This window comes from Nitrobacter sp. NHB1 (assembly GCF_036964665.1).
Lineage (GTDB): Bacteria > Pseudomonadota > Alphaproteobacteria > Rhizobiales > Xanthobacteraceae > Nitrobacter.
This window is the reverse complement of the sequence record NZ_JBAMDA010000001.1, coordinates 2,789,519-2,812,495: the sequence shown is the minus strand read 5'-3', so window position 1 is coordinate 2,812,495 and position 22,977 is coordinate 2,789,519. Positions and strand designations below refer to the sequence as shown.

General features: G+C 64.3%; 25 protein-coding genes, 1 other RNA gene and 1 pseudogene. 7 read left to right on the top strand and 20 right to left on the bottom strand.

The genetic code is table 11. The features are described 5' to 3' along the window. Positions 1 to 4 precede the first annotated feature (4 nt). From tolQ to V4R08_RS13005, 20 genes and pseudogenes are all read right to left on the bottom strand, one after another. Complete coding sequence (gene tolQ, locus V4R08_RS13100) at positions 5 to 718, bottom strand: protein TolQ (RefSeq protein ID WP_335579751.1); 714 nt, start codon at positions 716 to 718, stop codon at positions 5 to 7. Positions 719 to 1,194: 476 nt separating this feature from the next. Continuing rightward, complete coding sequence (locus V4R08_RS13095) at positions 1,195 to 1,692, bottom strand: DUF2852 domain-containing protein (RefSeq protein WP_335579750.1); 498 nt, start codon at positions 1,690 to 1,692, stop codon at positions 1,195 to 1,197. A 269-nt stretch (positions 1,693 to 1,961) separates the two neighbouring features. Further along, positions 1,962 to 2,675, bottom strand: coding sequence for a TetR/AcrR family transcriptional regulator (locus tag V4R08_RS13090; RefSeq protein ID WP_335579749.1), 714 nt, complete (start codon positions 2,673 to 2,675; stop codon positions 1,962 to 1,964). Positions 2,676 to 2,830: 155 nt separating this feature from the next. After that, positions 2,831 to 3,253 (bottom strand): YciI family protein, encoded by a 423-nt coding sequence (locus V4R08_RS13085; RefSeq protein ID WP_335579748.1) that lies wholly within the window; start codon positions 3,251 to 3,253, stop codon positions 2,831 to 2,833. Positions 3,254 to 3,482: 229 nt separating this feature from the next. Further along, a complete protein-coding gene (locus V4R08_RS13080; protein ID WP_335579747.1) occupies positions 3,483 to 3,956 on the bottom strand; it encodes a VOC family protein in 474 nt (157 codons plus the stop codon). Between the two features lie 136 nt (positions 3,957 to 4,092). Then, positions 4,093 to 4,314 (bottom strand): annotated as a pseudogene (locus tag V4R08_RS13075) (acyl-CoA thioesterase); the annotation flags it as partial. Continuing rightward, entirely contained in the window at positions 4,315 to 4,785 is a 471-nt protein-coding gene (locus V4R08_RS13070) for a VOC family protein (RefSeq protein WP_335579746.1), read from the bottom strand. It abuts the pseudogene before it with no gap. 161 nt (positions 4,786 to 4,946) lie between these two features. Continuing rightward, positions 4,947 to 5,393 carry a tol-pal system-associated acyl-CoA thioesterase gene (gene ybgC, locus V4R08_RS13065; protein ID WP_335579745.1) on the bottom strand — a complete coding sequence of 149 codons (447 nt, stop codon included), beginning with the start codon at positions 5,391 to 5,393 and terminating at the stop codon, positions 4,947 to 4,949. Between the two features lie 14 nt (positions 5,394 to 5,407). Next, positions 5,408 to 5,629, bottom strand: coding sequence for a type II toxin-antitoxin system HicB family antitoxin (locus V4R08_RS13060; protein ID WP_335579744.1), 222 nt, complete (start codon positions 5,627 to 5,629; stop codon positions 5,408 to 5,410). A 239-nt stretch (positions 5,630 to 5,868) separates the two neighbouring features. Further along, positions 5,869 to 6,909 carry a Holliday junction branch migration DNA helicase RuvB gene (gene ruvB / locus V4R08_RS13055; protein ID WP_335579743.1) on the bottom strand — a complete coding sequence of 347 codons (1,041 nt, stop codon included), beginning with the start codon at positions 6,907 to 6,909 and terminating at the stop codon, positions 5,869 to 5,871. Between the two features lie 181 nt (positions 6,910 to 7,090). Then, positions 7,091 to 7,708, bottom strand: coding sequence for a Holliday junction branch migration protein RuvA (ruvA, locus tag V4R08_RS13050; protein ID WP_335579742.1), 618 nt, complete (start codon positions 7,706 to 7,708; stop codon positions 7,091 to 7,093). Beyond that, positions 7,705 to 8,220: a crossover junction endodeoxyribonuclease RuvC gene (gene ruvC, locus V4R08_RS13045; protein WP_335580284.1), complete on the bottom strand. Its 516-nt coding sequence runs from the start codon at positions 8,218 to 8,220 to the stop codon at positions 7,705 to 7,707. Before ruvC ends, ruvA begins: the two co-directional genes overlap by 4 nt. Before the next feature lie 187 nt (positions 8,221 to 8,407). Beyond that, positions 8,408 to 9,775, bottom strand: a complete 1,368-nt coding sequence (gene mgtE / locus V4R08_RS13040; RefSeq protein ID WP_335579741.1) for a magnesium transporter — start codon at positions 9,773 to 9,775, stop codon at positions 8,408 to 8,410. Between the two features lie 389 nt (positions 9,776 to 10,164). Next, positions 10,165 to 10,911, bottom strand: a complete 747-nt coding sequence (locus tag V4R08_RS13035) for a YebC/PmpR family DNA-binding transcriptional regulator (protein WP_335579740.1) — start codon at positions 10,909 to 10,911, stop codon at positions 10,165 to 10,167. A 148-nt stretch (positions 10,912 to 11,059) separates the two neighbouring features. After that, a complete protein-coding gene (locus tag V4R08_RS13030; protein WP_335579739.1) occupies positions 11,060 to 11,593 on the bottom strand; it encodes a DUF488 domain-containing protein in 534 nt (177 codons plus the stop codon). Between the two features lie 3 nt (positions 11,594 to 11,596). Further along, complete coding sequence (locus V4R08_RS13025) at positions 11,597 to 12,418, bottom strand: TIGR00282 family metallophosphoesterase (protein WP_335579737.1); 822 nt, start codon at positions 12,416 to 12,418, stop codon at positions 11,597 to 11,599. 2 nt (positions 12,419 to 12,420) lie between these two features. Continuing rightward, on the bottom strand, positions 12,421 to 13,011 hold the full coding sequence (locus V4R08_RS13020) for a 5-formyltetrahydrofolate cyclo-ligase (RefSeq protein WP_498038907.1): 591 nt from the start codon (positions 13,009 to 13,011) through the stop codon (positions 12,421 to 12,423). Between the two features lie 42 nt (positions 13,012 to 13,053). Further along, a non-coding RNA gene (ssrS, locus tag V4R08_RS13015) (6S RNA) lies at positions 13,054 to 13,214 on the bottom strand. Between the two features lie 188 nt (positions 13,215 to 13,402). Then, positions 13,403 to 13,786 carry a cell division protein ZapA gene (locus V4R08_RS13010; protein WP_335579735.1) on the bottom strand — a complete coding sequence of 128 codons (384 nt, stop codon included), beginning with the start codon at positions 13,784 to 13,786 and terminating at the stop codon, positions 13,403 to 13,405. Beyond that, a complete protein-coding gene (locus tag V4R08_RS13005) occupies positions 13,783 to 14,115 on the bottom strand; it encodes a DUF4164 domain-containing protein (RefSeq protein ID WP_335579734.1) in 333 nt (110 codons plus the stop codon). Before V4R08_RS13005 ends, V4R08_RS13010 begins: the two co-directional genes overlap by 4 nt. A 281-nt stretch (positions 14,116 to 14,396) precedes the next feature. Between V4R08_RS13005 and tkt the strand changes: the two genes are divergently transcribed. From tkt to V4R08_RS12970, 7 genes are all read left to right on the top strand, one after another. Continuing rightward, complete coding sequence (tkt, locus tag V4R08_RS13000) at positions 14,397 to 16,388, top strand: transketolase (protein ID WP_335579733.1); 1,992 nt, start codon at positions 14,397 to 14,399, stop codon at positions 16,386 to 16,388. A 147-nt stretch (positions 16,389 to 16,535) separates the two neighbouring features. Further along, positions 16,536 to 17,543, top strand: coding sequence for a type I glyceraldehyde-3-phosphate dehydrogenase (gene gap / locus V4R08_RS12995; protein ID WP_335579732.1), 1,008 nt, complete (start codon positions 16,536 to 16,538; stop codon positions 17,541 to 17,543). Between the two features lie 138 nt (positions 17,544 to 17,681). Then, positions 17,682 to 18,878: a phosphoglycerate kinase gene (locus tag V4R08_RS12990; protein ID WP_335579731.1), complete on the top strand. Its 1,197-nt coding sequence runs from the start codon at positions 17,682 to 17,684 to the stop codon at positions 18,876 to 18,878. Between the two features lie 116 nt (positions 18,879 to 18,994). Next, positions 18,995 to 20,026: a class I fructose-bisphosphate aldolase gene (locus V4R08_RS12985; RefSeq protein ID WP_335579730.1), complete on the top strand. Its 1,032-nt coding sequence runs from the start codon at positions 18,995 to 18,997 to the stop codon at positions 20,024 to 20,026. A gap of 255 nt (positions 20,027 to 20,281) precedes the next feature. Beyond that, positions 20,282 to 20,983: a thiamine phosphate synthase gene (locus V4R08_RS12980; protein ID WP_335580283.1), complete on the top strand. Its 702-nt coding sequence runs from the start codon at positions 20,282 to 20,284 to the stop codon at positions 20,981 to 20,983. Beyond that, positions 20,980 to 22,053, top strand: a complete 1,074-nt coding sequence (locus V4R08_RS12975) for a tetratricopeptide repeat protein (RefSeq protein ID WP_335579729.1) — start codon at positions 20,980 to 20,982, stop codon at positions 22,051 to 22,053. The genes V4R08_RS12980 and V4R08_RS12975 overlap by 4 nt, the downstream gene beginning before the upstream one ends. A 64-nt stretch (positions 22,054 to 22,117) precedes the next feature. Then, on the top strand, positions 22,118 to 22,909 hold the full coding sequence (locus tag V4R08_RS12970; protein WP_335579728.1) for an inositol monophosphatase family protein: 792 nt from the start codon (positions 22,118 to 22,120) through the stop codon (positions 22,907 to 22,909). The last annotated feature ends 68 nt before the right edge of the window (positions 22,910 to 22,977 follow it).

Here is a 22,977-nt window from a genome sequence, read left to right as displayed (position 1 = left end):
AACATCAAGCCCGCTCGTCGATCTGGCGTGACAGGATCGCGGAAAATTCGTCGGCGAACCCCTCAAGCCGCTGAGCCTGACGATTCACTTCCGAGGTGAATTTATTGTAGAAAATAGTCGCCGGAATGGCGGCGATAAGGCCGACCGCCGTTGCGAACAGCGCTTCGGCGATGCCCGGTGCCACCACCGCCAGCGAGGTATTCTTCGACGCGGCGATCGACTGGAAGCTCGACATGATGCCCCACACGGTGCCGAACAGACCGACGAAGGGGCCGGCCGAACCGACCGTCGCCAGCACCAGCAGCCGCCGTTCCAGCCGTTCGATCTCGCGCGCGATCGAGACGTTCATCACCTTCTCGATCCGCATTTGAAGTCCGGCGAACGAGCGCGCCTGACTTTCGAACGAGCGTTTCCACTCGCGCATCGCCGCGACGAAGCAGGCGGCCATCGACTGCGTCGGCTTGGCCGACAGCGCCCGGTACAGATCCTCGATCGACTCGCCCGACCAGAAGGCCTGCTCGAAACGGTCCATCGCGCGCTTGGTGCGGGCGTAGAGAAACATCTTGTCGATCGCGATCGCCCAGACCCACACCGAACAGCTCAGCAGGCCCAGCATGACCGCCTTCACGATCCAGTGAGCGTGGAAAAAAAGCGTAATCAGCGACACGTCGGCTGAGGCCAGGGGCAAGGCTGACTGCGCCACGTCGGCCGGATTCATGAGCAGTGTCCTCTCAACGCAAGATATCCCTTTGACCCGGGGGCGATTTCCGCCGCCGGTTTCGCGGCCACGAAGCGCACGCGGCGTAAATTGCCACGCGAAAAGCCGGTTGAGTCACATGGGGGGCCCGTCCAAAGCCAGAACCTGCATCCCCTGCCAACATGTCAAAACGAGGGCTATCAGCGCGTCTTAACGACTGTAACCAAGCGCTAATCACGGTTAAGGCCGAGTTACCAAAGAAGAATTGCTACGGCGGAACCGCTCTGTTGTCCGGCCCTTGCACACCGATGGCAGTCACGGCCCGACCGGGCAGACGCCAAGGCCGCAATTATCGGATCGTTGCGATTGGCTTCAACGTGGCGTTGCCGCACGCAAAAACCGCCCGCCTATTGTGCAGGCGAGCGGTCTTGTCGGCGGCGTCGGTTCTTATGGCGGCATCAAAGCCGCGGAGATCGGCGTGTCGTTACTGGCCTTGATTACTGGCCTTGCGGCTGATCGTTCGGCGGCGTCGGGCGTGGACGTTGCTGCGCCATGAACGCGTCGAACTCTTCCTTGTCCTTGGCGTGACGCAGGCGGTCCAGGAAGTCCTTGAACTCGGTCTGCTCTTCCTCGAGCCGCCGCAGCGTCTCCATGCGATACTCATCGAAGGCGCGGTTGCCGCTGGAGGGCGCGCCGAAGCCGCGGAAGCCAAAGCCCCGGCGTTCCATGTGATCGCGCATCCGCTCCATCTTGTACTGCATCCGCTGCATCTTGTTTTCGAAACGATCGTTGCTCCAGCAACCCATTTTTCTGCTCCCGAGTGTGAAGAAGAGAATTGCGAGGCCGATCGGCCACCACAACATGAAACCCAGTACGATCAGGACGATCCGGAGCGGATGCCAGGGCGCACCCATGAAGCGGGGATACTGATGGCAACCCTGCCCCGGCACGTTGTTGGAGCCGTTCCAGCGATCGTAGTCAGCGGTGTTGGCCATGGGCCTTCTCCATGAACGGCATCGCGCCGTGTGAATGTAAATAACATTTACATAGCTAGATCGTTGCGGATTTTTGTCAAGCGCAAGTTCGCACGAAAAACGCCGACGCGGACGGCGGCGGGTTCCCGATGTTACGGCTGATAACATTCGGCCCGGCTGACGCGGCACGTTGAAAACGGAAAAACACGATCCGTCAGAAGCCCTTGGCCGCCGCCTGCCCGCGCGAACCCGACGATCTGGTCACCGCGCGTGCACACCCGAACCGATCGTCAGGTCGCGGATTTGTGACCCCACGGATCCGGCGGCGGCTGGGCCGGAGCGCCGGTCTGGTCCGGCGGCTTGCGCCCGGTGGGAAAGCCGAGCCCGCGCAGATAAATCAACACGCCGGCTTCGAGCAGATCTTCCGCGGACATCGGCAGCTTGCGGCGTGCCGCATCGCCGCGGCCGAACAAAGAGGCGATGCCGTGCGACATCGACCAGATATGCAGCGCCATCATCAGCGCCGGCGGTCGCGCGACGCCGGGCGGCGTCAGCGCGGCAAGCCGTTCCGCCGCAGCGCGAATGATGCCGAAGGCGCGCTCGCTCGCGGCCGACAGCATCGGATTGACGTCGACCGGCACCCCGGATTCGAACATCGCCGAATAATATGCGGGCTGGTTGCGGGCGAAGGAGAGATAGGCCCGCCCGACCCGCTCGAACGCGCTGACGGTATCGGGGCGGCCGTCATCCCAGGCTTTGGTCAGCACCGCCTCGAATTGCTCGAAGCCGCGCTGCGCAATGCTGGATAACAATTCATCGCGGTCGCGAAAATGCCGGTACGGCGCCGCCGGGCTGACGCCGGCCGACCGCGCGGCATCGGCGAAGGTGAAACCGGCAGCGCCTTTCTCGGCGATCAGGCCGAGCGCCGCCTGCAGCAACGCCTCCTTCAGATTGCCGTGATGGTAGCCGCGCTCGGGGCGGCGATGGTCCTTGCGCCAGCTCATGTGAAGGGTTTTTACATGAGCCGTGGCAGAACGTCACTGGTTTCGTCGTTGCCGACCGCGCGGGCCAGCCGGAATTCCGGGCCAAATCGGCCCGCGAACCCGCTGCGGCAAACCCAAGGCAGCCTCCGGGCAGCTAAAACGCGGCAGCTTCGCTATTAACCCTTACGCGACTGGCGCGGCAAAGCCTCGAATCCAGCGGCGGCGACTTCCTGCACGTCGGCGGAAAAGTCGGCCATCTCCTGCACCTGCCGGATTTCGATGACCTCATTGTCCGAGGCCGGGCAGCGCTTCGCCCAGGCGATCGCCTCGTCGCGCGAGGCGACGTCGATCATCCAGTAGCCGCCGAGAACCTCCTTGGCCTCGGTGAACGGACCGTCGGTCACGAGCGGCTTGCCACCAGCAAAACTGACCCGCGCGCCCACCGACGGCGGATGCAGGCCGTCGAGCGTGATCAGCACACCGGCCTCATGCAGCGCCTTGTTGTAAGCCATCATGATTTTCACACGCTCGGGATCGAGCTTCACGTCGGGCGCCGCAGTCTCATAGCCCTTCGGGATCATCAGCATCATGAATCGCATGATCGTCTGTCCTTTGCTCAATGCCGAAAAGCTTGCTGTCATTCTCCGATGCGCAATTGTGCACATGAAAATGTGCGAGGCAAGGCGAGGCGCCAGCCGGCTGTCATGCCCGCACAGGCGGGCATCCAGTATTCCGCTCGATCGATATCGACATGATGCGATTGTATTTACTGGATCGTCCGGTTAAGCCGGACGATGACGGCCGGGTCATGCTTTCTTCGCGAGAAGATCATCCCTGCGCCGCCGCCTCGATATCGGCGATGATGATCTTTTTCATCTTCAGCATCGCCTTGATGGCGCGGCTGGCCTTGGCGCGATCCGGATCCTGCAACAGGCGCGGCATCATATCCGGCACCACCTGCCATGACACGCCGAACCGGTCCTTGAGCCAGCCCCCCTTGAGCGGACCGCCGCCATCGGCGGTGAGTTTGTTCCAGTAGTAATCGATCTCGTCCTGCGACTTGCAGTCGATGCTGAACGAGGTCGCCTCACTGAACTGGAAATGCGGGCCGCCGTTCAACGCCAGGAAGCGGGTGCCGTCGAGTTCGAACTCGACGGTCAGCACCGTTCCGGCCGGCTGCGAGCTGCCTTCGCCGTAATACGACGTTTCGACAATCTTCGAATTGCCGAACACCGAGACGTAGAACTTTGCGGCTTCCTCGGCCTGCGTATCGAACCAAAGGAAGGGAGTGATTTTGGGCATGGCGCGCTCCAATCGTTGCATGCAAGTTGATGCTTGCAAGGCAACTCGCCAGCAACCGACGGGTTCCGACGAGGCATGATCTTCGCGCCCCGGCGCGGCCTGAACAATCCGATTTTGTGAACGTGATCGCCGGTGATCAGAGTTGATCCGCCTTCATTGCCAGCCGCAACGGCTTCGGTATAGGCTTCGCCTGCCCGCCGGAAACAAACGCCACCTTCACTCTGGCATCCAGCAGCAGTGCCTCGCCGCGCCTCACCTCCTGATGCAACGTGATCGAGGCGCCGCGGACATCCAGCGGCCGCGTTACGATGTCGAGCACGTCGTCCATCCGCGCGGGTTTCAGAAACTCAAGCCGCATCTACCCCCGCGCCGCCGCCTCGATATCGGCGATGACGATCTTCTTCATCTTCATCATCGCCTGCATGGCGCGGTTGGCCTTGGCGCGATCGGGATCTTTCAGAAGGCGCGGCATCACATCCGGCACGATCTGCCAGGACACGCCATACTTGTCCTTGAGCCAGCCGCACTGCACGGGTGCGCCGCCGTCCGCCGTCAGCTTGTCCCAGAAATAGTCGACCTCTTCCTGCGATTTGCAGTCGACACTGAGCGAGATCGCCTCGTTGAACTTGAACTGCGTACCGCAGTTGAGCGCCTGGAAGCCGTTCCCGTTCAGCTCGAAGCCGACCATCAGGACGGTGCCGGCAGGCATGGGGCCGCTCTCGCCGTAATACGACGTTTCGGTGATTTTCGAGTTCTTGAACACCGAGACATAAAACTTTGCGGCCTCTTCGGCCTGCGTGTCGAACAAAAGGCATGGGGTGATCTGCATTGCATGCTCCAGTTGATGGCGCGAGGCGATCTCGCCAGCCAAAATGGCAGGTTCCGCCGGGATATTCACCCGAGGACGAATGGACCCGCCGCAATCCGACATCACATGAAGGATTTTTTCGGCTCCATCATGGCCGGATTTCGAAACCCGATCGCCGGTGATCAGAGTTGATCCGCCTTCATTGCCAGCCGCAACGGCTTCGGAATTGGCTTCGCGCGTCCCTCCGAAACGAACGCCACCTTCACCCTGGCGTCCAGCAGCAGCGCCTCGCCGCGCCTCACCTCCTGATGCAGCGTGATCGAGGCGCCGCGGACATCCAGCGGCCGCGTCACGATGTCGAGCACGTCGTCCATCCGCGCGGATTTCAGAAACTCAAGCTGCATCGAGCGCACCACGAAGGCAAAACCCGGCGCCTCGCTTTCGGCCTCCGCGAACAGCGCGCGCTGGTCGGCGCCGAGCAGCCGCAGATAATTGCTGCGCCCGCGCTCCATGAAGCGCAGATAGTTGGCGTGATAGACGAGGCCCGTAAAATCCGTGTCCTCATAGTACACGCGGATCTGCATGTGATGCCTGCCGGCGCGGATCGCACCGTCGAGGTGGGCGGTCATCGATATCCGCTGTCCTATCCGGCGCGGGCCAGCGGCGGCGCAGGCTTGGGCACGTCCTGCTTCCATTCCTCGGCGGATTCGATCCACGACGCGATGGCTTGCTGCACATTCCGGAGCGCTTCTTCGGGGGTAGCCCCGTCGGACATGCATCCGGGAAGTTCGGGCACAGTCGCAAGATAGCCCCCGCCGTCAGTATCCGCCAACCGGTCTATCCGAACGGCATATTCGAGTTTCATCGCAAGCCTCCGTAGGTCTCTATATAGTGCACGAGCTTGCGAATGTAGACCGGTTTGATCGGACGTCGTGCCGGAATTGTCAGGATTTCGGCGGCGGCCGGAATGCTTCGCGTGACAATCCGACGTGCCCTTGCCAGCGCGAAATTGCAAGCCGTGGACGCAGCATAGTTTCTCCACGTCGCCGATCGTCCAGTCCCCGGACGGATTTCGCCGCATCTGCTCAAGCAGATCGCCAGCTATCACTCCTCCCCGCCGAACAATCCGAACTGCGACGGATCGCGCGAGGGCTCAGTCAGGCCGAGATGGCGGAAGGCGTGCGAGGTGAGCAGCCGTCCGCGCGGGGTGCGCTGCAGGTAGCCGCACTGGATCAGGAACGGCTCGATGATGTCCTCGATGGCGTCGCGCGGCTCCGACAGCGCCGCCGCCATGGTCTCGACGCCGACCGGCCCGCCGCCGTAATTCAGCGCGATGGTGGTGAGATAGCGGCGGTCCATCGCATCGAGACCGGCCGCGTCGACTTCCAGCGCGCCGAGCGCATGATCGGCGATCTTACGGTCGATCGACGCCGCATCGGCGGCGGAAGCAAAATCGCGCACGCGGCGCAACAGCCGCCCTGCGATCCGCGGCGTGCCGCGGGCGCGGCGGGCGATCTCGTTGGCGCCGTCCGGTGTCATGCCGACATCGAGAACACGGGCGCCGCGGCTGACGATCTTCTCCAGTTCACCCTCGGTGTAGAAATTCAGCCGCACCGGAATCCCGAAACGGTCGCGCAGCGGATTGGTGAGAAGGCCCGCGCGCGTGGTGGCGCCGACCAGCGTGAACTTCGAAAGCTCGATCTTGACCGAGCGGGCCGCCGGCCCCTCGCCGATGATGAGATCGAGCTGGAAATCCTCCATCGCCGGATAGAGCACCTCCTCCACCGCCGGCGAGAGGCGATGAATCTCGTCGATGAACAAAACGTCGCGCTCCTCTAAGTTGGTCAGAAGCGCTGCGAGATCGCCGGCCTTGGCGATCACGGGGCCGGAAGTGGCGCGAAAGCCGACGCCGAGTTCGCGTGCGACGATCTGCGCCAGCGTGGTCTTGCCGAGGCCGGGGGGACCAACAAACAGCACGTGATCGAGCGCCTCTTTGCGCTTGCGCGCGGCATCAATGAAGATTTGCAGATTGGCGCGGGCCTGCGCCTGGCCGACGAACTCGGACAGCTTTTGCGGCCGCAGCGTGGTGTCGCCGACATCATCGGACCGGCGCTCAGGCGTGACGATGCGGGGGGGTGTTGTCATGCGATGGCTTCCGCGCGGCGTTTCCGTTCCCTCCCCCCTTGTGGGGGAGGGTCAGGGAGGGGGGTAAACCACACATGCTGAGTTTGAAACTTACCCCCCTCTCCACCTCTCCCCCACAAGGGGGGAGAGAGCAGGCCACCCTGCGCCGCGACGATGCATTCCACGTCCAGAGCGCACACACTCACTTCGCCAGCTCCTTCAAGCCCAGCCGGATCAGTTGCGCGGCCTCGGCATTCTCACCGGCGCTGCGAGATGCGGCGGCAATCGCCGCGGCCGCCTGCGGCTGGCCGTAGCCGAGATTGACCAGCGCGGAGATCGCATCCCGCACCGGACCCGGCGCGCGCTGATCGTCGAGGGCGCCTGCAAGATGCACAATGGCGGGATCGACGTTGGCGAAGGCCGGCGCCTTGTCCTTCAGTTCGGTGACGATGCGTTCGGCCACCTTCGGGCCGACACCCGGCGTGCGCGCCACCGACGCCTTGTCGCGCAAGGCAATGGCATTGGCGAGGTCGGCCGGCGACAGCGTGCCGAGCACCGCGAGCGCCACCCGCGCGCCGACGCCCTGCACCGTCTGCAGCAGGCGAAACCATTCGCGCTCGTGGTCGGTGCGGAAGCCGAACAGCTTGATCTGGTCCTCGCGCACATAGGTCTCGATCGACAACACCGCCGCCTCGCTCGGCACCGGCAGCGCCTGCAGCGTGCGCGATGCGCAATGCACCTGATAGCCGACGCCGCCGACATCGAGGATCACGTAATCCTCGCCGTAAGAGTCGATGATCCCCTTGAGTTTGCCGATCATGCGCCCGCCACCTTCCGCCGCAGCGCCGCAGCGCCACGGTGATGCGCGTGGGTGATGGCGATGGCGAGCGCGTCGGCGGCGTCGGCGCTCTTCGGGTCGGCTTTGGGCAGCAGGATTTTCAGCATGGCCTGGATCTGGGTCTTGTCGGCGTGGCCCGCGCCGACCACGGTCTTCTTCACCTGATTGGGCGCGTATTCCGAAACCTCGATGCCGAACATCGCCGGCGCCAGCATCGCGACGCCGCGCGCCTGTCCGAGTTTCAGCGTCGCCACGCCGTCCTTGTTGACGAAGGTCTGCTCGATCGCCGCCTCCGCCGGGCGGAACTCGTCGAGTACCCGGCCGAGCCCTTCATGGATCGCCAGCAGCCGGCTCGCCAGCGCGATACCTTCGCGCGTCTCTACCGAGCCGCAGCCTACGAACATCAGCCGGTTGCCCTCGACGTCGAGCACGCCCCAGCCGGTGCGGCGCAGGCCGGGGTCGATGCCCAGAATGCGAATCGGTGACGAGATCATGGCCCATGTTAGCGCAAGCGGTGCTTCACGTCCGCCCCGGCAATTTGTCTGCAACAGCACGGTTTCACGTTGAAACACTGACCTCTCCCGTCATTGCGAGCGAAGCGAAGCAATCCAGTCTCGCTTGTGGCTGCTGGATTGCTTCGCTTCGCTCGCAATGACGGGAATAGTGGTTTGGTTTGATCGCCTACAGCAGCGTCCCGCGCAAAATCAGCAGTGCGACGCTGAAATAGATCATCAGGCCGGTGACATCGACCAGCGTGGCGACGAACGGCGCCGAGGCGCTGGCGGGGTCGAAGCCGGCGCGTTGCAGGATGAACGGCAGCATCGATCCCGCCACCGAGCCGAAGGTCACGACACCGATCAGCGCGGCCGCGACGGTCAGCCCGACCAGTATCCAGTGCTCGCCATAGTCGTAGATGCCGAGCTTCTGCCAGGCCACGACGCGAACGATACCGATCGCGCCCAGCATGGCGCCGAGGATCAGTCCCGTCGGCAGTTCGCGAAAGGCGACGCGCCACCAGTCGCCGAGTTTCACTTCACGCAGCGCCAGCGCCCGGATCAGCAGCGAGGTCGCCTGCGACCCGGAATTACCGCCGGAACTCATGATCAGCGGTATGAACAGCGTCAGCACGATGGCCTTTTCCAGTTCGCCCTCGAAGTGCTGCATGGCGCTGGCGGTCAGCATCTCGCCGAGAAACAGCACCGCGAGCCAGCCGCCGCGCTTGCGAATCATCGCCGCGAGCCCGACCTGCAGATAAGGCTCGTCGGTCGCCGCCATGCCGCCGAACTTCTGCACGTCCTCGGTATTTTCCTCGATGATGGCGTCGATGATGTCGTCGACCGTGACGATGCCGAGTACATGCCCGGCCTTGTCGATCACGGGCACCGCCAGCATGTCGTGCCGCGAGATCAGCCGCGCCACCTCCTCGCGGTCTATCAGCGGCGAGGTGGTGATCGGCGAGCGCGCCAGATCGGCGATCCTGGCCGAAGGCTCGCCGGCGATCAACCGCCGCAGCGACACCGCGCCGACCAGGCGTCGGGTGAAGGCATCCAGGACATAAATGGCATAGACCGTCTCGCGGGTGCGCTCGACCTGGCGGATGTGCTGCAAGGTGCGCTCCACGGTCCAGGTCGCGGGCACGCTGACGAACTCGGTCGTCATCATCGCGCCCGCGGTGTTTTCCGGGTAGGCGAGCAGGCCCTCGATGGTCGTGCGCGTTGCCGCGTCGAGCCCCTGCATCAACTCGGTACGGGCCGGCTCCTCGAGCTGCTGCACGATGTCGGCGGCCATGTCGGCCGACATACCGGCCAGCATGAGGGTCGCGGTCTGCCGCGGCAGCGCCTCGACGATCTCGGGGCCGAAGTTCAGTTCCGGCTTGTCGAGAATCTCGACCGAAATATCGACTGGCAGCAGCACCAGCACCGCGGCTGCGTCCCGCGGCTCGAGCTGGTTGAGGATTTCGACGTTGTCGGCGACATGGCCGTCGCTCAGGCGCGAGGCCAGCGCGAACACATCGAGGTCTCCGTCCGTGGCGGTGTAGGTATCCATCATAGCTCACCTTCGGGGTCTGCCGGCAACGGCAGGCCTGGTGAGCTCATCAAGCTCTCAGACCGGCGCCGCTGTCGGCAAGGTACCTGGCAAAGTACCTGGACTGTCGCTTGGCATAATGTCGTGGTTTCCAGTGATGGGCGCGCGACCGAGGCCGCAGCATCCCGCTGTGGCTGACATGGTCCTTCAGCCGGACGGCGTCAAGAAAAAATCGCGTGGTGGTTATATCAAGCGTCATTGCCGGGCTTGACCCGGCAATCCATCCCTTTTGATGATTGATGGATACGCGGGTCATAGGCGAGCGGAAGCGACGCCGTTCTACGAACGGCTATGCCCGCGTATGACGCCGAAATTCTGGTGACGATGTTGTCACAGTCACCCGCGGAAGAAGGCTACCCGCCCAGCTTCGCCATCAGCGCGTCGGACACTTCGAAATTGGCATAGACGTTCTGGACGTCGTCGTGTTCGTTGAGGAGGTCGATCAGCTTGAGGAGCTTCTCGCCGGTGTTGTCATCGACAGCGACGGTGTTCTGCGGCTTCCAGATCAGGGCCACCTTGCGCGCCTCGCCGAACTTGCCTTCGAGCGCCTTGGCGACGTCGCGGAAGGTTTCCTGCGACGCATAGATTTCGTGGCCGCCCTCGCCCGACACCACGTCGTCGGCGCCGGCCTCAACGGCGGCCTCCAGCATGTCGTCGGCCGAGGCCTTGTCCGCGCCGTATTCGACGACGCCGAGCCGGTCGAACATGAACGATACCGAGCCGGTTTCACCGAGATTGCCGCCACACTTGGTGAAATACGAGCGGATGTCGGAGGCGGCGCGATTGCGATTGTCGGTCAGCACTTCCATGATGACGGCGACGCCGCCGGGGCCGTAGCCTTCGTAACGCAGTTCGTCATAGCTCTCGGCGTCGTTGCCGCTGGCCTTCTTGATGGCGCGCTCGATATTGTCCTTGGGCATGTTTTCCGCCCGCGCCGCGATCATGGCGGCACGCAGCCGCGCATTCATCGCCGGATCGGGCGTCCCTAACTTGGCGGCCACCGTGATTTCGCGCGCGAGCTTGCTGAACAGCTTCGACTTCTGGGCATCCTGCCTGCCCTTGCGGTGCATGATGTTCTTGAATTGGGAATGTCCGGCCATCGGCAGGTCTCTCTCATATTCCGGGCGAGCCCGGCTGCGGCGCACCGGGCGCCCTCAACAGAAGGTGTATGCGGCGCGGCGTTATAATCCTGGACACGGGCCGAATCAAAGGCTTGCTCGGAGCATCCGGCCAAAATCGCCATTCCCGTCATATCGCGGGGTATGTGAGAACTCCATCAGCCACGGGTCTTGCGCCCTCGGTCATCCGCGCCGCTTCGACGTGACCATGACCCATGATATGGAATACCACGTCGCCGGCGAGGATCAGGTAGTCCGCGATGATCCGCCGGTGGCATCGCCACCACACCGCTTCCGCGCACATCACCGCACACGGCGTACGGCGGCCGAGATCCAGCAACTGAGCCAGGCCGGCACGAAAATCCGCGCTCATGGCGTAGTCGGCATAGTTGTGGAAGCTCCGGTTCTGCCAGAAGGCATTGGTGGCGTCCGCTGTGTCGCGCTTGTGCCCGCGCAGGCCGCCGAGCGCCGCGATATGTTCGTAGCCGATCTGAAAATCGGCGAGCGTGCCGGGCAGTTCATCCCGATTGTACTGCGGATTGGTCCGCGAGCGTGGAACGGTACGGACATCGACCACGAGGCGCACACCGGCCGCATTCAGCAAATCGACAAACTCCGCGATGGTACGCGTTGAGTGGCCGATGGTGAAAAACGGATGCGCCATCCCTCAGGTCCAGAACGACGGCTCCGCTTGTTCGAGCCGTCCGCCGAGCCGCACCGGTGCGATTCGGAGCGCGAGCCCCGTCGCGTCGTCGGTCTCGACCGCGACGCCGCTTAAGGTGGCGACGCCGTTGGCCGGCTCGAACCGGCCGCTCGGAATACCCGTGGTGAAGCGGTGCAGCGGCTCCCCCTTCTGCATTCCGATCACGGAATCATAGTCGCCGGTCATGCCGGCATCGCTCATATAGGCGGTGCCGGCGGAAAGGATCCGGTGATCCGCCGTCGGCACATGGGTATGGGTCCCGACCACGAGGCTGGCGCGGCCGTCGCAGAAGAAGCCCATGCTTTGCTTCTCGCTGGTCGCCTCGCCGTGGAAATCCACGACGATCGCGTCCGCCGTCTCGCGCAGCGGACAGGCATCTAACTCGCGCTCGATGGCGCGGAAGGGATCGTTGAACGGCTCCATGAAGATGCGCGCCATGGTATTGATGACGAGCGCGCGGCGGCCGTCCTTGGTGTCGATCAGCGCGGCGCCGCGTCCCGGCGTATGACGCGGGAAATTCAGCGGGCGAACGAGCCGCGGCGCCCGCTCGATAAACACCAGCGCCTCTTTCTGATTCCAGGCGTGATTGCCGAGCGTGACCGCGTCGGCGCCGGCGTCGAGAAATTCCTGGTAAATCGCCTCGGTGATGCCGAAACCGCCGGCCGCATTCTCGCCGTTGACGACGACAAGATCGAGCTTCCATGCGGCAATCAGCGCCGGCAGGCGTTCGTTGACCGCGGTGCGCCCGGTCTTGCCGACGACGTCGCCGATAAAAAGAATTCGCAACCTTATAAACTCCGGAAGTCGAACAGATCGGTTTCGGTTACCACATAATTCAGCCGGACGTCGTGGGGCAACGCCGGCACCTGCGCAATTTCCTGCACCGCGAAAGCGAGACCGATGGCGGTGACGGTCTTCTGCCGGCGCAGGCTCGCAAGCGTGCGGTCGTAATAGCCGGCGCCATAGCCGATCCGATGGCCGGCGCGGTCAAACGCCACGAGCGGCACCAGCACGATATCCGGGACCACCTCGGTCGCGGCGACGGGCGGCTCGGAAATCCCGAACGCGCCGGGCACCAGCGCGTCGCCCGGCGTCCACGCGCGGAACGCCAGCGCGGCGTCGCGCGCTGAAATCGCCGGCATCGCAAGCGCCGCGCCGGCTGCGGCAAACCTCTGCATCAGTTGCGCGGGATCGATCTCGCTGCGGATCGGGGCGTAGCCGGCGACGACCATTGACGGCGTAATATCGAGCGGCGGCATCCGCGCCGCGATCGCGCGCACGGCGCCGGCGCGCTGGCGCACACTCAGGGCGTCGCGCCGCGCCAATGCGGCAGCGCGCAGCATCGCTTTATCGGATTGTTGGACTGGACTCGCCACTATGTCCGGGCATGACGACAAAGGAAACGAAGGAAAAAGGAGAAGCGCGAAGCCGCATTCGCCGTTGGAGCGCTCGATCCCGGAGTTCCCTACGAAAGTAGGTGGGCACCATATGACCGGATCCACGGACCCGGTCAGGGACAGTTCCCTTAAGGATCGATAAGGCCCCGGGGATGTGTGGCTCCTGACGCGCGGCGCAGCCTCGCAAGGCTCAATGTAAGCGCAATGGCGGCGAAGCGCCAGCGGCAATGGATTATTCTCACAATTCGCGTCATACGCGGGCTTGACCCGCGTATCCATCCATCTTCGTAAACCCTTCGAAAAGATGGATTGCCGGATCGTAGGCGATCGAAGCGACGCCGTTCTTCGAACGGCTATGCCGGCAATGACGATCTCACCCCATGGCGATGCCGCCGCCGACAGTGCGGTTCAAGGTCTGCGTCGTCTTCTCGATCCGCTGCGCCGCCATGTTCAGCGCGGCGGCCACGGCCGTTTGCGTGGCGCGCGCGTGCTCGCCGGCCGCAGCGCGCACGTCGCCCAATGCGTTAAGCTCGTCCTCCAGCGCGCGGATGCGTTGGCGCGCATCCATCAGTTCGTCGGAGGCCGTCAGCGCCGCCATCACCTCGAGCCGCTGATCGCCGATCTCGCCGAATTTGGCGCGCAACTCGCCGATCCGGCTTTCCAGGTCGCCCGCAAGTTTCAGCAGCCGGTCTTCCTGCCCGTCCTCGCAGGCCATGCGGTACTGGCGGCCGTTGATGGTGACGTTGACGTAGCTCATGGCTTCTCCCCCGCCGCGTCGAGCAAGGACTTGATGGTTTCGATCGCCGCATCGAGTTTTTCGGCGATTTCGCGATTGGTGCGTTCGAGCTTGCGCGTACGCACCAGCGCGCCGTCGAGTTCGTCCGCAAGCCGCGAACGGTCCGCGCCCAGCGCCTGAATGCGGCTCGCCAGCTCGTCCTCGTCGCGGTCCGCCTCGCGCCGCCGTTCCACCGCGCGTTCCAGCGCATCGAGTGCGGCCGTCAGCCGCCGGGTCGCCGCGTCGATCTCGACCGCGCCGCTATTGGCCGGCTCGGAACTGGCGGGGCGGTTGGCGGGTCGGTCGTTCATGGTCGTCCTGCGCGCCTTTCAGCCGGCTGCCGGCCGGACTACAAAGCTACGGCTCGGCAAGCCTTTAGGGACCGAAATTTACGTGGCAGACGAGGCCAGCGCAACGCCGACGCGAGGCTATGCACTGCAAAACATTCTCTCTGTGAGCAGGGCCTCCCCGCACTTGGACTCCGCCTACGCAGGTGCTATGCCCCCGGCACGCCAGTCATTCTCCCCTTGGACCCCATTGGATTCCCATGCAAACCGTCAGCCCTCCTCCCCATCTGGACCGGATATCCAACATGCCGACCGTCGATTCCTCCCATATGGCGAATGCAGTCCGCGCGCTCGCGATGGACGCTGTAGAAAAAGCAAAATCGGGCCATCCCGGCCTGCCGATGGGCATGGCCGACGTCGCCACGGTGCTGTTCACCAAGTTCCTGAAGTACGACGCCGCCGATCCGCACTGGCCGGACCGCGACCGCTTCATTCTCTCCGCCGGCCACGGCTCGATGCTGCTTTACGCGCTCTTGTACCTGACCGGCTACAAGGAGATGACGCTCGATCAGATCAAGAATTTCCGGCAACTCAACTCCAAGACGCCGGGCCATCCCGAGAACTTCGTCACCGAGGGCGTCGAGACCACCACCGGCCCGCTCGGCCAGGGCGTCGCCACCTCGGTCGGCTTCGCGCTGGCGGAACGCCTGCTGGCCGCCCAGTTCGGCACCGACGTGGTCGACCATTACACCTATGTGCTGTGCTCCGATGGCGACCTGATGGAGGGCATCAGCCACGAGGCCATCGCGCTGGCCGGCCATCTCAAGCTCAACAAGCTGATTTTCCTTTACGACGACAACGGCATCACCATCGACGGCCCGATCTCGCTGGCCGACGACGTCGATCAGGTGGCGCGCTTCAAGGCGTGCGGCTGGGACGCAAGGCGGATCGACGGCCACGATCCCAAGGCGGTCGCGGCCGCGATCCGCCGGGCGCAAAAGTCCGACAAGCCGTCGCTGATCGCCTGCAAGACCATTATCGGCTTCGGCGCCCCCACCAGGGCCGGCACGTCCAAGGCGCACGGCGAAGCGCTCGGAGCGGAAGAACTCGCAGGCGCGAAGAAGGCGCTCGGCTGGAACTACGGCCCGTTTGAAATTCCCGACGACGTCCTCAAGGCGTGGCGCAGCGCCGGACGCAAGGGCAAGCGACACAACAAGGAGTGGCGCGCGCGGTTCACGGCGAAGTCCGAGGCGGAGCGCGGCGAATTCACGCGCCGCGCCATCGACCGCAAGCCGCCGCAAAACCTCGACGAGGTGATCCGCAAGCTCAAGGACAAGCTGGTGGCCGAGCCGCCGACGATCGCCACCCGCAAGGCCAGCGAACTGGCGCTCGAGGTGCTGGTGCCGGCAGTGCCGGAATTGCTGCTCGGCTCCGCCGACCTCACGCCCTCCAACAACACCCGCCCCAAGGGTCTGAAGGAAGTGCAGCCCGGTCACGACGACGGCCGCTACATCCACTACGGCATCCGCGAGCTCGGCATGTCCGCGGCCATGAACGGCATTGCGCTGCATGGCGGATTCGCGCCGGCCGGCGGCACCTTCATGTGCTTCACCGACTACGCCCGCCCGGCGATGCGCATTTCGGCGCTGGCGCATATCCCGGTGATCTACATCATGACCCACGACTCGATAGGGCTCGGCGAGGACGGTCCCACCCACCAGCCGGTGGAGCATCTGGCGAGCTTGCGCGCGATGCCGAACATGCGCGTGTTCCGCCCCGCCGATGCGGTCGAGACCGCCGAGTGCTGGCAGCTCGCTCTGGAGCGGCCGAAGGGACCGACGGTTCTGGCGTTGTCGCGGCAGAACCTGACGCCGGTGCGCAAGACCGCGCATCCGGACAACCGCTGCGCGCACGGCGCCTACGAGCTGGTCGCGGCCAACGGCGAGGCGAAAGTGTCGATCTTCGCGTCAGGATCGGAAATCGAGATTGCGGTCGCGGCGCAACAACAGCTCGCCGGACGCGGCATTGCGTCGCGGGTGGTCTCGGTGCCCTCGCTGGAACTGTTGCTGGAGCAGCCAGAGGAACGGCGGCAAGCCATCATCGGCAAAGCGCCGGTCAAGATTGCCGTTGAAGCAGCCGTCCGCTTCGGCTGGGACGCCGTGATCGGGTCCGACGGCCTCTTCGTCGGCATGCACAGTTTCGGTCACAGCGCTCCCGCCAAGGATCTGTACAAATTCTTCGGCATCACCGCCGAGGCCGTGGTCGATGCAGCGGAGACGCGCCTTCGTCGAGGTTGAGATTGCCTCGAAATTAAAAAGGCGCTAGCTAAACGGAACTACCAATGGTCGCTGCCCGGCAGAACCGGGCGACAAGGCGTTGACGCTGCGCGCTGAAACTTGCGGTTGCGCGGAGGGAATGCCTTTTATTTGAAGGAGAATGAAGACATGGCTGTCCGGGTCGCAATCAACGGGTTTGGCCGCATCGGTCGCAATGTTTTGCGCGCCATCTACGAGGCCAAGCGCGACGAGATCGAGATCGTCGCCATCAACGATCTCGGCCCGGTGGAAACCAACGCGCATCTGCTGCGCTTCGACTCGGTGCACGGCCGCTTCCCGTTCGAGGTGAAGGTCGAAGGCGACTGCATCGTGATCGGCAAGAACAAGATCAAGGTGACCGCCGAACGCGATCCCTCGAAGCTGCCGTGGAAGGAACTCGGCGTCGATATCGCCATGGAGTGTACCGGCCTTTTCACCGCCAGGGACAAGGCCGCGGCGCACCTGACCGCCGGCGCCAAGCGCGTGCTGGTGTCGGCTCCGGCCGACGGCGCCGACATGACCGTGGTCTACGGCGTCAACCACGACAAGCTGACCAAGGACCATCTGGTCGTCTCGAACGGTTCCTGCACCACCAACTGTCTCGCTCCGGTGGCGAAGGTTATCAACGATCTGGTCGGCATCGAGACCGGCTTCATGACCACGATCCACGCCTATACCGGCGACCAGCCGTCGCTCGACACCATGCACAAGGACCTCTACCGCGGCCGTGCCGCGGCGCTCTCGATGGTCCCGACCTCGACCGGCGCCGCGAGGGCGATCGGCCTGGTGTTGCCGGAACTGAAGGGCAAGCTTGACGGCGTCGCGATCCGCGTGCCGACGCCGAACGTCTCGGTGATCGATCTCAAGGTGATCGCCAAGAGAGAGACCACCGCCAAGGAGATCAACGAGGCGATGAAGCGCGCCGCCTCGCAGGAGCTGAAAGGCATCCTCGGCACCACCGACCAGCCCAACGTGTCGAGTGATTTCAACCACGATCCGCATTCCTCGACGTTCCACATCGACCAGACCAAGGTGCAGAATGGCACGCTGGTCCGCGTGCTGTCGTGGTACGACAACGAATGGGGCTTCTCCAACCGCATGAACGACACCGCCGTGGCGATGGCGAAGCTGATCTGAGACGACGCGCCCCGGGCACATCGCGGCGCAAGCGCCGCGATGCAGAACGGGGACCGTTCAATACCGCAACTTTTCCTGCGTAGCGGTCCCGGCTCTGCGGTGCACCGTTCACGCTGCACCGCGTCCGGGACACCAGCCATGACAAACTCCTTCCGCACTCTCGACGACGTCGACGTCAAGGGCAAGCGCGTGCTGCTGCGCGTCGATCTCAACGTCCCCATGGAGCAGGGCCGCGTCACCGACACCACGCGGCTGGAGCGCGTGGCGCCGACGATCACGGAAATCGCGGACAAGGGCGGCAAGGTGATCCTGCTGGCGCATTTCGGACGGCCCAAGGGCCCCGACCCCAAGGATTCGCTGAGACCGGTCGCGGCGGAACTGGCGAAAGTGCTCGGCAGGCCGGTTGCCTTCGCCGACGACTGCATCGGCCAGCCGGCGCAACAGGCGAGCGCCGCGATGAAGGATGGCGACATCCTCTGCCTTGAGAACACGCGCTTTCATAAAGAGGAAGAGAAAAACGATCCGGCGTTCGTCGCCGAACTCGCCAAGCTCGGCGACATCTGGGTCAACGACGCCTTCTCCGCCGCGCATCGCGCCCACGCCTCGACCGAGGGTCTCGGCCATAAGCTGCCGGGCTATGCCGGACGCACCATGCAGGCCGAACTCGAGGCGCTCAACAAGGCGCTGGAGGCGCCGGCCAAGCCCGTCATCGCCATCATCGGCGGCGCGAAAGTCTCGACCAAGATCGACCTTCTGGAAAACCTCGTCAGCAAGGTCGATGCGCTGGTGATCGGCGGCGGCATGGCCAACACCTTCCTGCATGCGCAGGGCGTGAATGTCGGCAAGTCGCTGGCGGAAAAAGATCTCGCCGCGACCGCGCTGCGCATCATCGAAAAGGCCACGGCCGCCAACTGCGCCATCATCCTGCCGGTCGACGCCACCGTGGCATTCCATTTCGCCGCCAACGCACCGTCCCACGCCTACGGGCTGGACGCGATCCCGGCCGATGGCATGATCCTCGATGTCGGGCCGCAGTCGGTGGAGCGCGTTCATTCGGCAATCGACGATGCGGCGACGCTGGTCTGGAACGGCCCGCTTGGCGCGTTCGAGCTGCCGCCGTTCGATCGCGGCACCGTCGTCGCCGCGAAACACGCGGCGGCCCGTACCAAGACCGGAAAGCTGGTGTCGGTCGCCGGCGGCGGCGATACGGTCGCGGCGCTGAACCAGGCCGGGGTGGCCGGCGATTTCAGCTACGTCTCGACCGCGGGCGGCGCCTTCCTGGAATGGATGGAGGGCAAGCCGCTGCCCGGCGTGGATGTGCTGCGGGCTAAATGACGCTGCTCCTCGCGTCGAAATGAGTTGCGGCGCCAGAAAACCGCAATTCTCATGCCTGCATAACCCTTGAATCCGATATCTTCGTTTCGGAAGAGAGCACGCAGGAGGAGACGCTGATGAATCTCGCTGACCTCAACACAGTGGCGCAGGCCATGGTCGTGTCCGGCAAGGGCATTCTCGCCGCCGACGAATCCTCTCCCACCATTACGAAACGGTTCGACGCGATCGGCGTGACATCCACCGAGGAAAGCCGCCGCGACTACCGCGAGATGATGTTCCGCGCCACCGACGCCATGACGAAATGCATCTCCGGCGTCATTCTCTACGACGAGACCATCTGGCAGAACGCCAGGGACGGCACGCCGCTGGTCAAGCTGATCGAGCAAGCAGGCGCCATTCCCGGCATCAAGGTCGACGAGGGCACGCAACCCCTGTCCGGATGCCCCGGCGAACTCGTGACCGTCGGACTGGACCGGCTCGCCGAGCGCCTAAAGAAATATTACGCGCAAGGGGCACGCTTCGCCAAATGGCGCGCGGTGATCGACATCAACGCGGCTGGCCGCATCCCGAGCATGACGGCGATCGGCGTCAACGCCCATGCTTTGGCGCGTTATGCCGCGCTGTGCCAGGCCGCTCAGATCGTGCCTATCGTCGAGCCGGAAGTGCTGATGGACGGCGATCACGACATCGAGCGCTGCTTTGAGGTCACGACGCGCGTGCTCAACGTGACGTTCCAGGAGCTGCGGAAGCAGCGCGTCGCGCTGGAAGGCATGATCCTGAAACCGAACATGGCGATCTCAGGCAAGAAGTGCGCGAAGAAGGCCTCGGTGGAGGAGGTCGCGGAAAAGACCCTGCGTATGCTGAAGGCCTGCGTGCCGGCCGCCGTCCCCGGCATCGCCTTCCTGTCCGGCGGCCAGTCCGACGAGGAGGCCACCGCCCATCTCAACGCCATGAACGGGATGGCCAACCTGCCGTGGAAGCTCACCTTCTCCTATGGCCGCGCGCTGCAGGCAGCGCCGCAGAAGGTGTGGTCAGGAAAGGCCGAGAACGTCGCCGCCGGGCAACGGGCTCTCAATCATCGTGCCCGGATGAATTCGCTCGCCAGCAAGGGCGAGTGGAAAGCCGATCTGGAAAAGAAGGTCGCGTGAGGGATTGTTACCCAAACGCCTGTTTATGATCTGTCATTGCCGGGGGTGACCCGGTAATCTCTCGTTTTGAAGATCGATGCGCGGGTCACAGGCGCGGGAGCCGGCACTCCTTATCCTTTTGATTGAGCATGATCTATCCGAAAACCGGTTTCCACTTTTCGGGATCATGCTCAAAGCCCGCGCATGACGTCCGCGACAGTGTTCCGGTATTGATTCCCCCTCACTTTCGCCGGTTTGACCGCCCAAGGCCTTGCGATGCTCGCGAAACCCGTTCCTCCCCGCCCGGCGCCGCGTCTCTATCTCGCGACACCGGGCGTCGATGACCCGTCGCAACTGGTGGCCCGGCTTCCCGCGCTGCTGGCTGCCGCCGACGTCGCAGCCGTCCTGGTGCGGCTTTCGGCTGCCGATCCGCGCACGCTGATTTCGCGCATCAAGGCGCTGGCGCCGATAATCCAGGGTGGCGGCGCCGCGCTTCTGCTCGACGGCCACGCCGATCTGGTCGCCCGCTCCGGCGCCGACGGCGCCCATCTCACCGGTATCGAGGCGATGCAGGAGGCGCTGCCATCGTTGAAGCCCGATCGCATCGCCGGCGCCGGCGGGCTGTCCACCCGTCACGATTCCATGATCGCGGGCGAAGCCGGCGCGGATTACGTGCTGTTCGGCGAGCCGAATGAGGCCGGCGAACGGCCGTCCGCGGAGGCGATCGCGGAACGGCTGCAATGGTGGACCGAACTGTTCGAACCGCCCTGCGTCGGCTATGCCGCGAGCGTCAATGAGGCGCGAACCTTCGCGGCATCCGGCGCGGATTTCATCCTTGCGGGCGACCTGATCTGGAACGATCCGCGCGGCGCGGCGGCGGCGCTGATGGAGACCATTGACGCGATCAGGCAGGGTCACGGATCGCAAGGCGACCGGGCGATGCCCGCAACGAAGCCGGACAGAGGTGACGCCGGATGACGTTCTTGCGTCCTGTTGCCCGATCTGTTGCCATTGTCGCGGGCGTTCTCATGCTCGGTGAAAGCGCGCTGGCGCAGCTCCAGTTGGCGCCGGCGACCGACGGGCCGTCCAAGGCAAGCAAGAGCGTCAGGACAAAGACGATCAAGCCCCCGCCGCCGCCGAAAGAAGCCGCGCCGCCTTTGAAACCGTCGCACACCCCCGACGCCAAGGCAGACGCTCCGGCAACCGACAACCCGAACGCGGATATGGTCTACGGCGCCTATCAGCGCGGCCTGTACAAGACAGCGTTCGATCTCGCGATGAAGCGGGCGCAGGAGAACAAGGACCCCGCCGCCATGACCATGCTTGGCGTGCTCTATGCCAACTCGATGGGCGTCAAGCGCGACTACGGCAAGGCGATCGAATGGTACCAGCGCGCAGCCGATCTCGGCGACCGCGAAGCGATGTTCGCACTCGCCATGCTTCGCATCAGCGGGCGCGGCAGCCCGCCCGACAAGGAGGCCGCCGTTAAATTGCTGGCCTCGTCCGCCAAGCTCGGCGAGCCCAAGGCTGCCTATAACCTCGCGCTGCTCTATATGGACGGCCAGACGCTGCCGCAGGACTTCAAACGCGCCGCCGAATTGCTGCGGTTCGCCGCCGATGCCGGTAGCCCGGAGGCGCAATATGCGCTGGCGACGTTCTACAAGGAGGGCACCGGCGTCGAAAAAAATCTCTACAAGTCGGTGCGGCTGCTGCAGGCGGCCTCGCTCGCCGGTAACGTCGATGCCGAAGTCGAGTATGCGATCGCGCTGTTCAACGGCACCGGCACCGAGAAGAACGAGACCGCCGCGGTGTCGCTGCTGCGCAAGGCCGCCAGGCAAAACAGTGCGATCGCCCAGAATCGTCTCGCGCACGTCCTCGTCTTCGGCATCGGCGCGCCGGTGGACAAGGTCGAAGGCCTGAAATGGCATATCGTTGCGAAAACCGCCGGCAAGGGCGATCTGCAACTCGACGAGGCCATGGCGCAGGCAACGCCCGAAGAACGCGACAAGGCCAAGGACGCCGCGCGTAAATGGCTTGGCCTCAAATGAACCGCCTTGACGGCGGCGTGTCCGCAGGGCACCCAGTGCTCACCATCCATCCCGAGCCGAAATCATGCTGCAATCCGCCCTCATGAACGTCATGGTCAAGGCCGCGCGCCGCGCAGGCCGCAGCCTGAAGCGCGATCTTGGCGAGATCGAGAATCTTCAGGTGTCGCTGAAGGGACCGGCGAATTTCGTGAGTCTCGCCGACAAACGCGCCGAGGAGATGCTGTACGACGATCTCAGCAAGGCGCGCCCCGGCTACGGCTTCCATGGCGAGGAAGGCGGCAACCGCGAGGGCACGGACAAGAGCCACACCTGGATCGTCGATCCACTCGACGGCACCACCAACTTCCTGCACGGCATTCCGCATTTCGGAATCTCGATCGGCCTGCAACGTGACGGCGTGCTGATAGCAGGCCTGGTCTACAATCCCGCCAACGACGAACTCTACACCGCCGAGCGCGGCAAGGGCGCCTTTCTCAACGATCAGCGGCTGCGCGTGGCCGGGCGGCGCCAGATGCACGACTGCGTTATCGCCTGCGGGCTGCCGCACATCGGGCGCGGCGACCATGAACTGTCGCGGCGGGAGATGGCGGCGCTTCAGCCGAAGGTGGCCGGCCTGCGCCGCTTCGGCGCGGCATCGCTCGACCTCGTTTTCGTCGCCGCGGGCCGCCTCGACGGTTACTGGGAACGCAACCTGCAGCCGTGGGATATCGCGGGCGGACAGATCATCGTGCGCGAGGCCGGCGGCATCGTCAGCGGCATCCAGGGCGACGACGATCCGCTCACGACCGGCCATGTGGTCTGCGGCAACGAGTTCGTCCACGCCGAACTGGTGAAAATCCTCAAGCCGCTGGGATAATAAAAATATGCGCGAGCGAAGCGAAGCAATCCAGCTCTTTCGTATGGCTTCTGGATTGCTTCGGCGCG

Coding starts and splice junctions, on each gene's coding strand:
- V4R08_RS13090 (WP_335579749.1), bottom strand. CDS start 2,675: ATGAGCTGGCGCAAGGACCATCGCCGCCCCGAGCGCGGCTACCATCAC.
- V4R08_RS13070 (WP_335579746.1), bottom strand. CDS start 4,785: ATGCAGATCACCCCATGCCTTTTGTTCGACACGCAGGCCGAAGAGGCC.
- V4R08_RS12970 (WP_335579728.1), top strand. CDS start 22,118: ATGCTGCAATCCGCCCTCATGAACGTCATGGTCAAGGCCGCGCGCCGC.
- V4R08_RS13060 (WP_335579744.1), bottom strand. CDS start 5,629: ATGAAACTCGAATATGCCGTTCGGATAGACCGGTTGGCGGATACTGAC.
- ruvA (WP_335579742.1), bottom strand. CDS start 7,708: ATGATCGGCAAACTCAAGGGGATCATCGACTCTTACGGCGAGGATTAC.
- V4R08_RS13005 (WP_335579734.1), bottom strand. CDS start 14,115: ATGAACGACCGACCCGCCAACCGCCCCGCCAGTTCCGAGCCGGCCAAT.
- tkt (WP_335579733.1), top strand. CDS start 14,397: ATGCCGACCGTCGATTCCTCCCATATGGCGAATGCAGTCCGCGCGCTC.
- V4R08_RS12990 (WP_335579731.1), top strand. CDS start 17,682: ATGACAAACTCCTTCCGCACTCTCGACGACGTCGACGTCAAGGGCAAG.
- V4R08_RS13010 (WP_335579735.1), bottom strand. CDS start 13,786: ATGAGCTACGTCAACGTCACCATCAACGGCCGCCAGTACCGCATGGCC.
- tolQ (WP_335579751.1), bottom strand. CDS start 718: ATGAATCCGGCCGACGTGGCGCAGTCAGCCTTGCCCCTGGCCTCAGCC.
- ruvB (WP_335579743.1), bottom strand. CDS start 6,909: ATGACAACACCCCCCCGCATCGTCACGCCTGAGCGCCGGTCCGATGAT.
- V4R08_RS13095 (WP_335579750.1), bottom strand. CDS start 1,692: ATGGCCAACACCGCTGACTACGATCGCTGGAACGGCTCCAACAACGTG.
- ybgC (WP_335579745.1), bottom strand. CDS start 5,393: ATGACCGCCCACCTCGACGGTGCGATCCGCGCCGGCAGGCATCACATG.
- V4R08_RS13085 (WP_335579748.1), bottom strand. CDS start 3,253: ATGCGATTCATGATGCTGATGATCCCGAAGGGCTATGAGACTGCGGCG.
- V4R08_RS13030 (WP_335579739.1), bottom strand. CDS start 11,593: ATGGCGCATCCGTTTTTCACCATCGGCCACTCAACGCGTACCATCGCG.
- V4R08_RS13080 (WP_335579747.1), bottom strand. CDS start 3,956: ATGCCCAAAATCACTCCCTTCCTTTGGTTCGATACGCAGGCCGAGGAA.
- gap (WP_335579732.1), top strand. CDS start 16,536: ATGGCTGTCCGGGTCGCAATCAACGGGTTTGGCCGCATCGGTCGCAAT.
- V4R08_RS12985 (WP_335579730.1), top strand. CDS start 18,995: ATGAATCTCGCTGACCTCAACACAGTGGCGCAGGCCATGGTCGTGTCC.
- V4R08_RS13035 (WP_335579740.1), bottom strand. CDS start 10,911: ATGGCCGGACATTCCCAATTCAAGAACATCATGCACCGCAAGGGCAGG.
- V4R08_RS12975 (WP_335579729.1), top strand. CDS start 20,980: ATGACGTTCTTGCGTCCTGTTGCCCGATCTGTTGCCATTGTCGCGGGC.
- ruvC (WP_335580284.1), bottom strand. CDS start 8,220: ATGATCTCGTCACCGATTCGCATTCTGGGCATCGACCCCGGCCTGCGC.
- V4R08_RS12980 (WP_335580283.1), top strand. CDS start 20,282: ATGCTCGCGAAACCCGTTCCTCCCCGCCCGGCGCCGCGTCTCTATCTC.
- mgtE (WP_335579741.1), bottom strand. CDS start 9,775: ATGATGGATACCTACACCGCCACGGACGGAGACCTCGATGTGTTCGCG.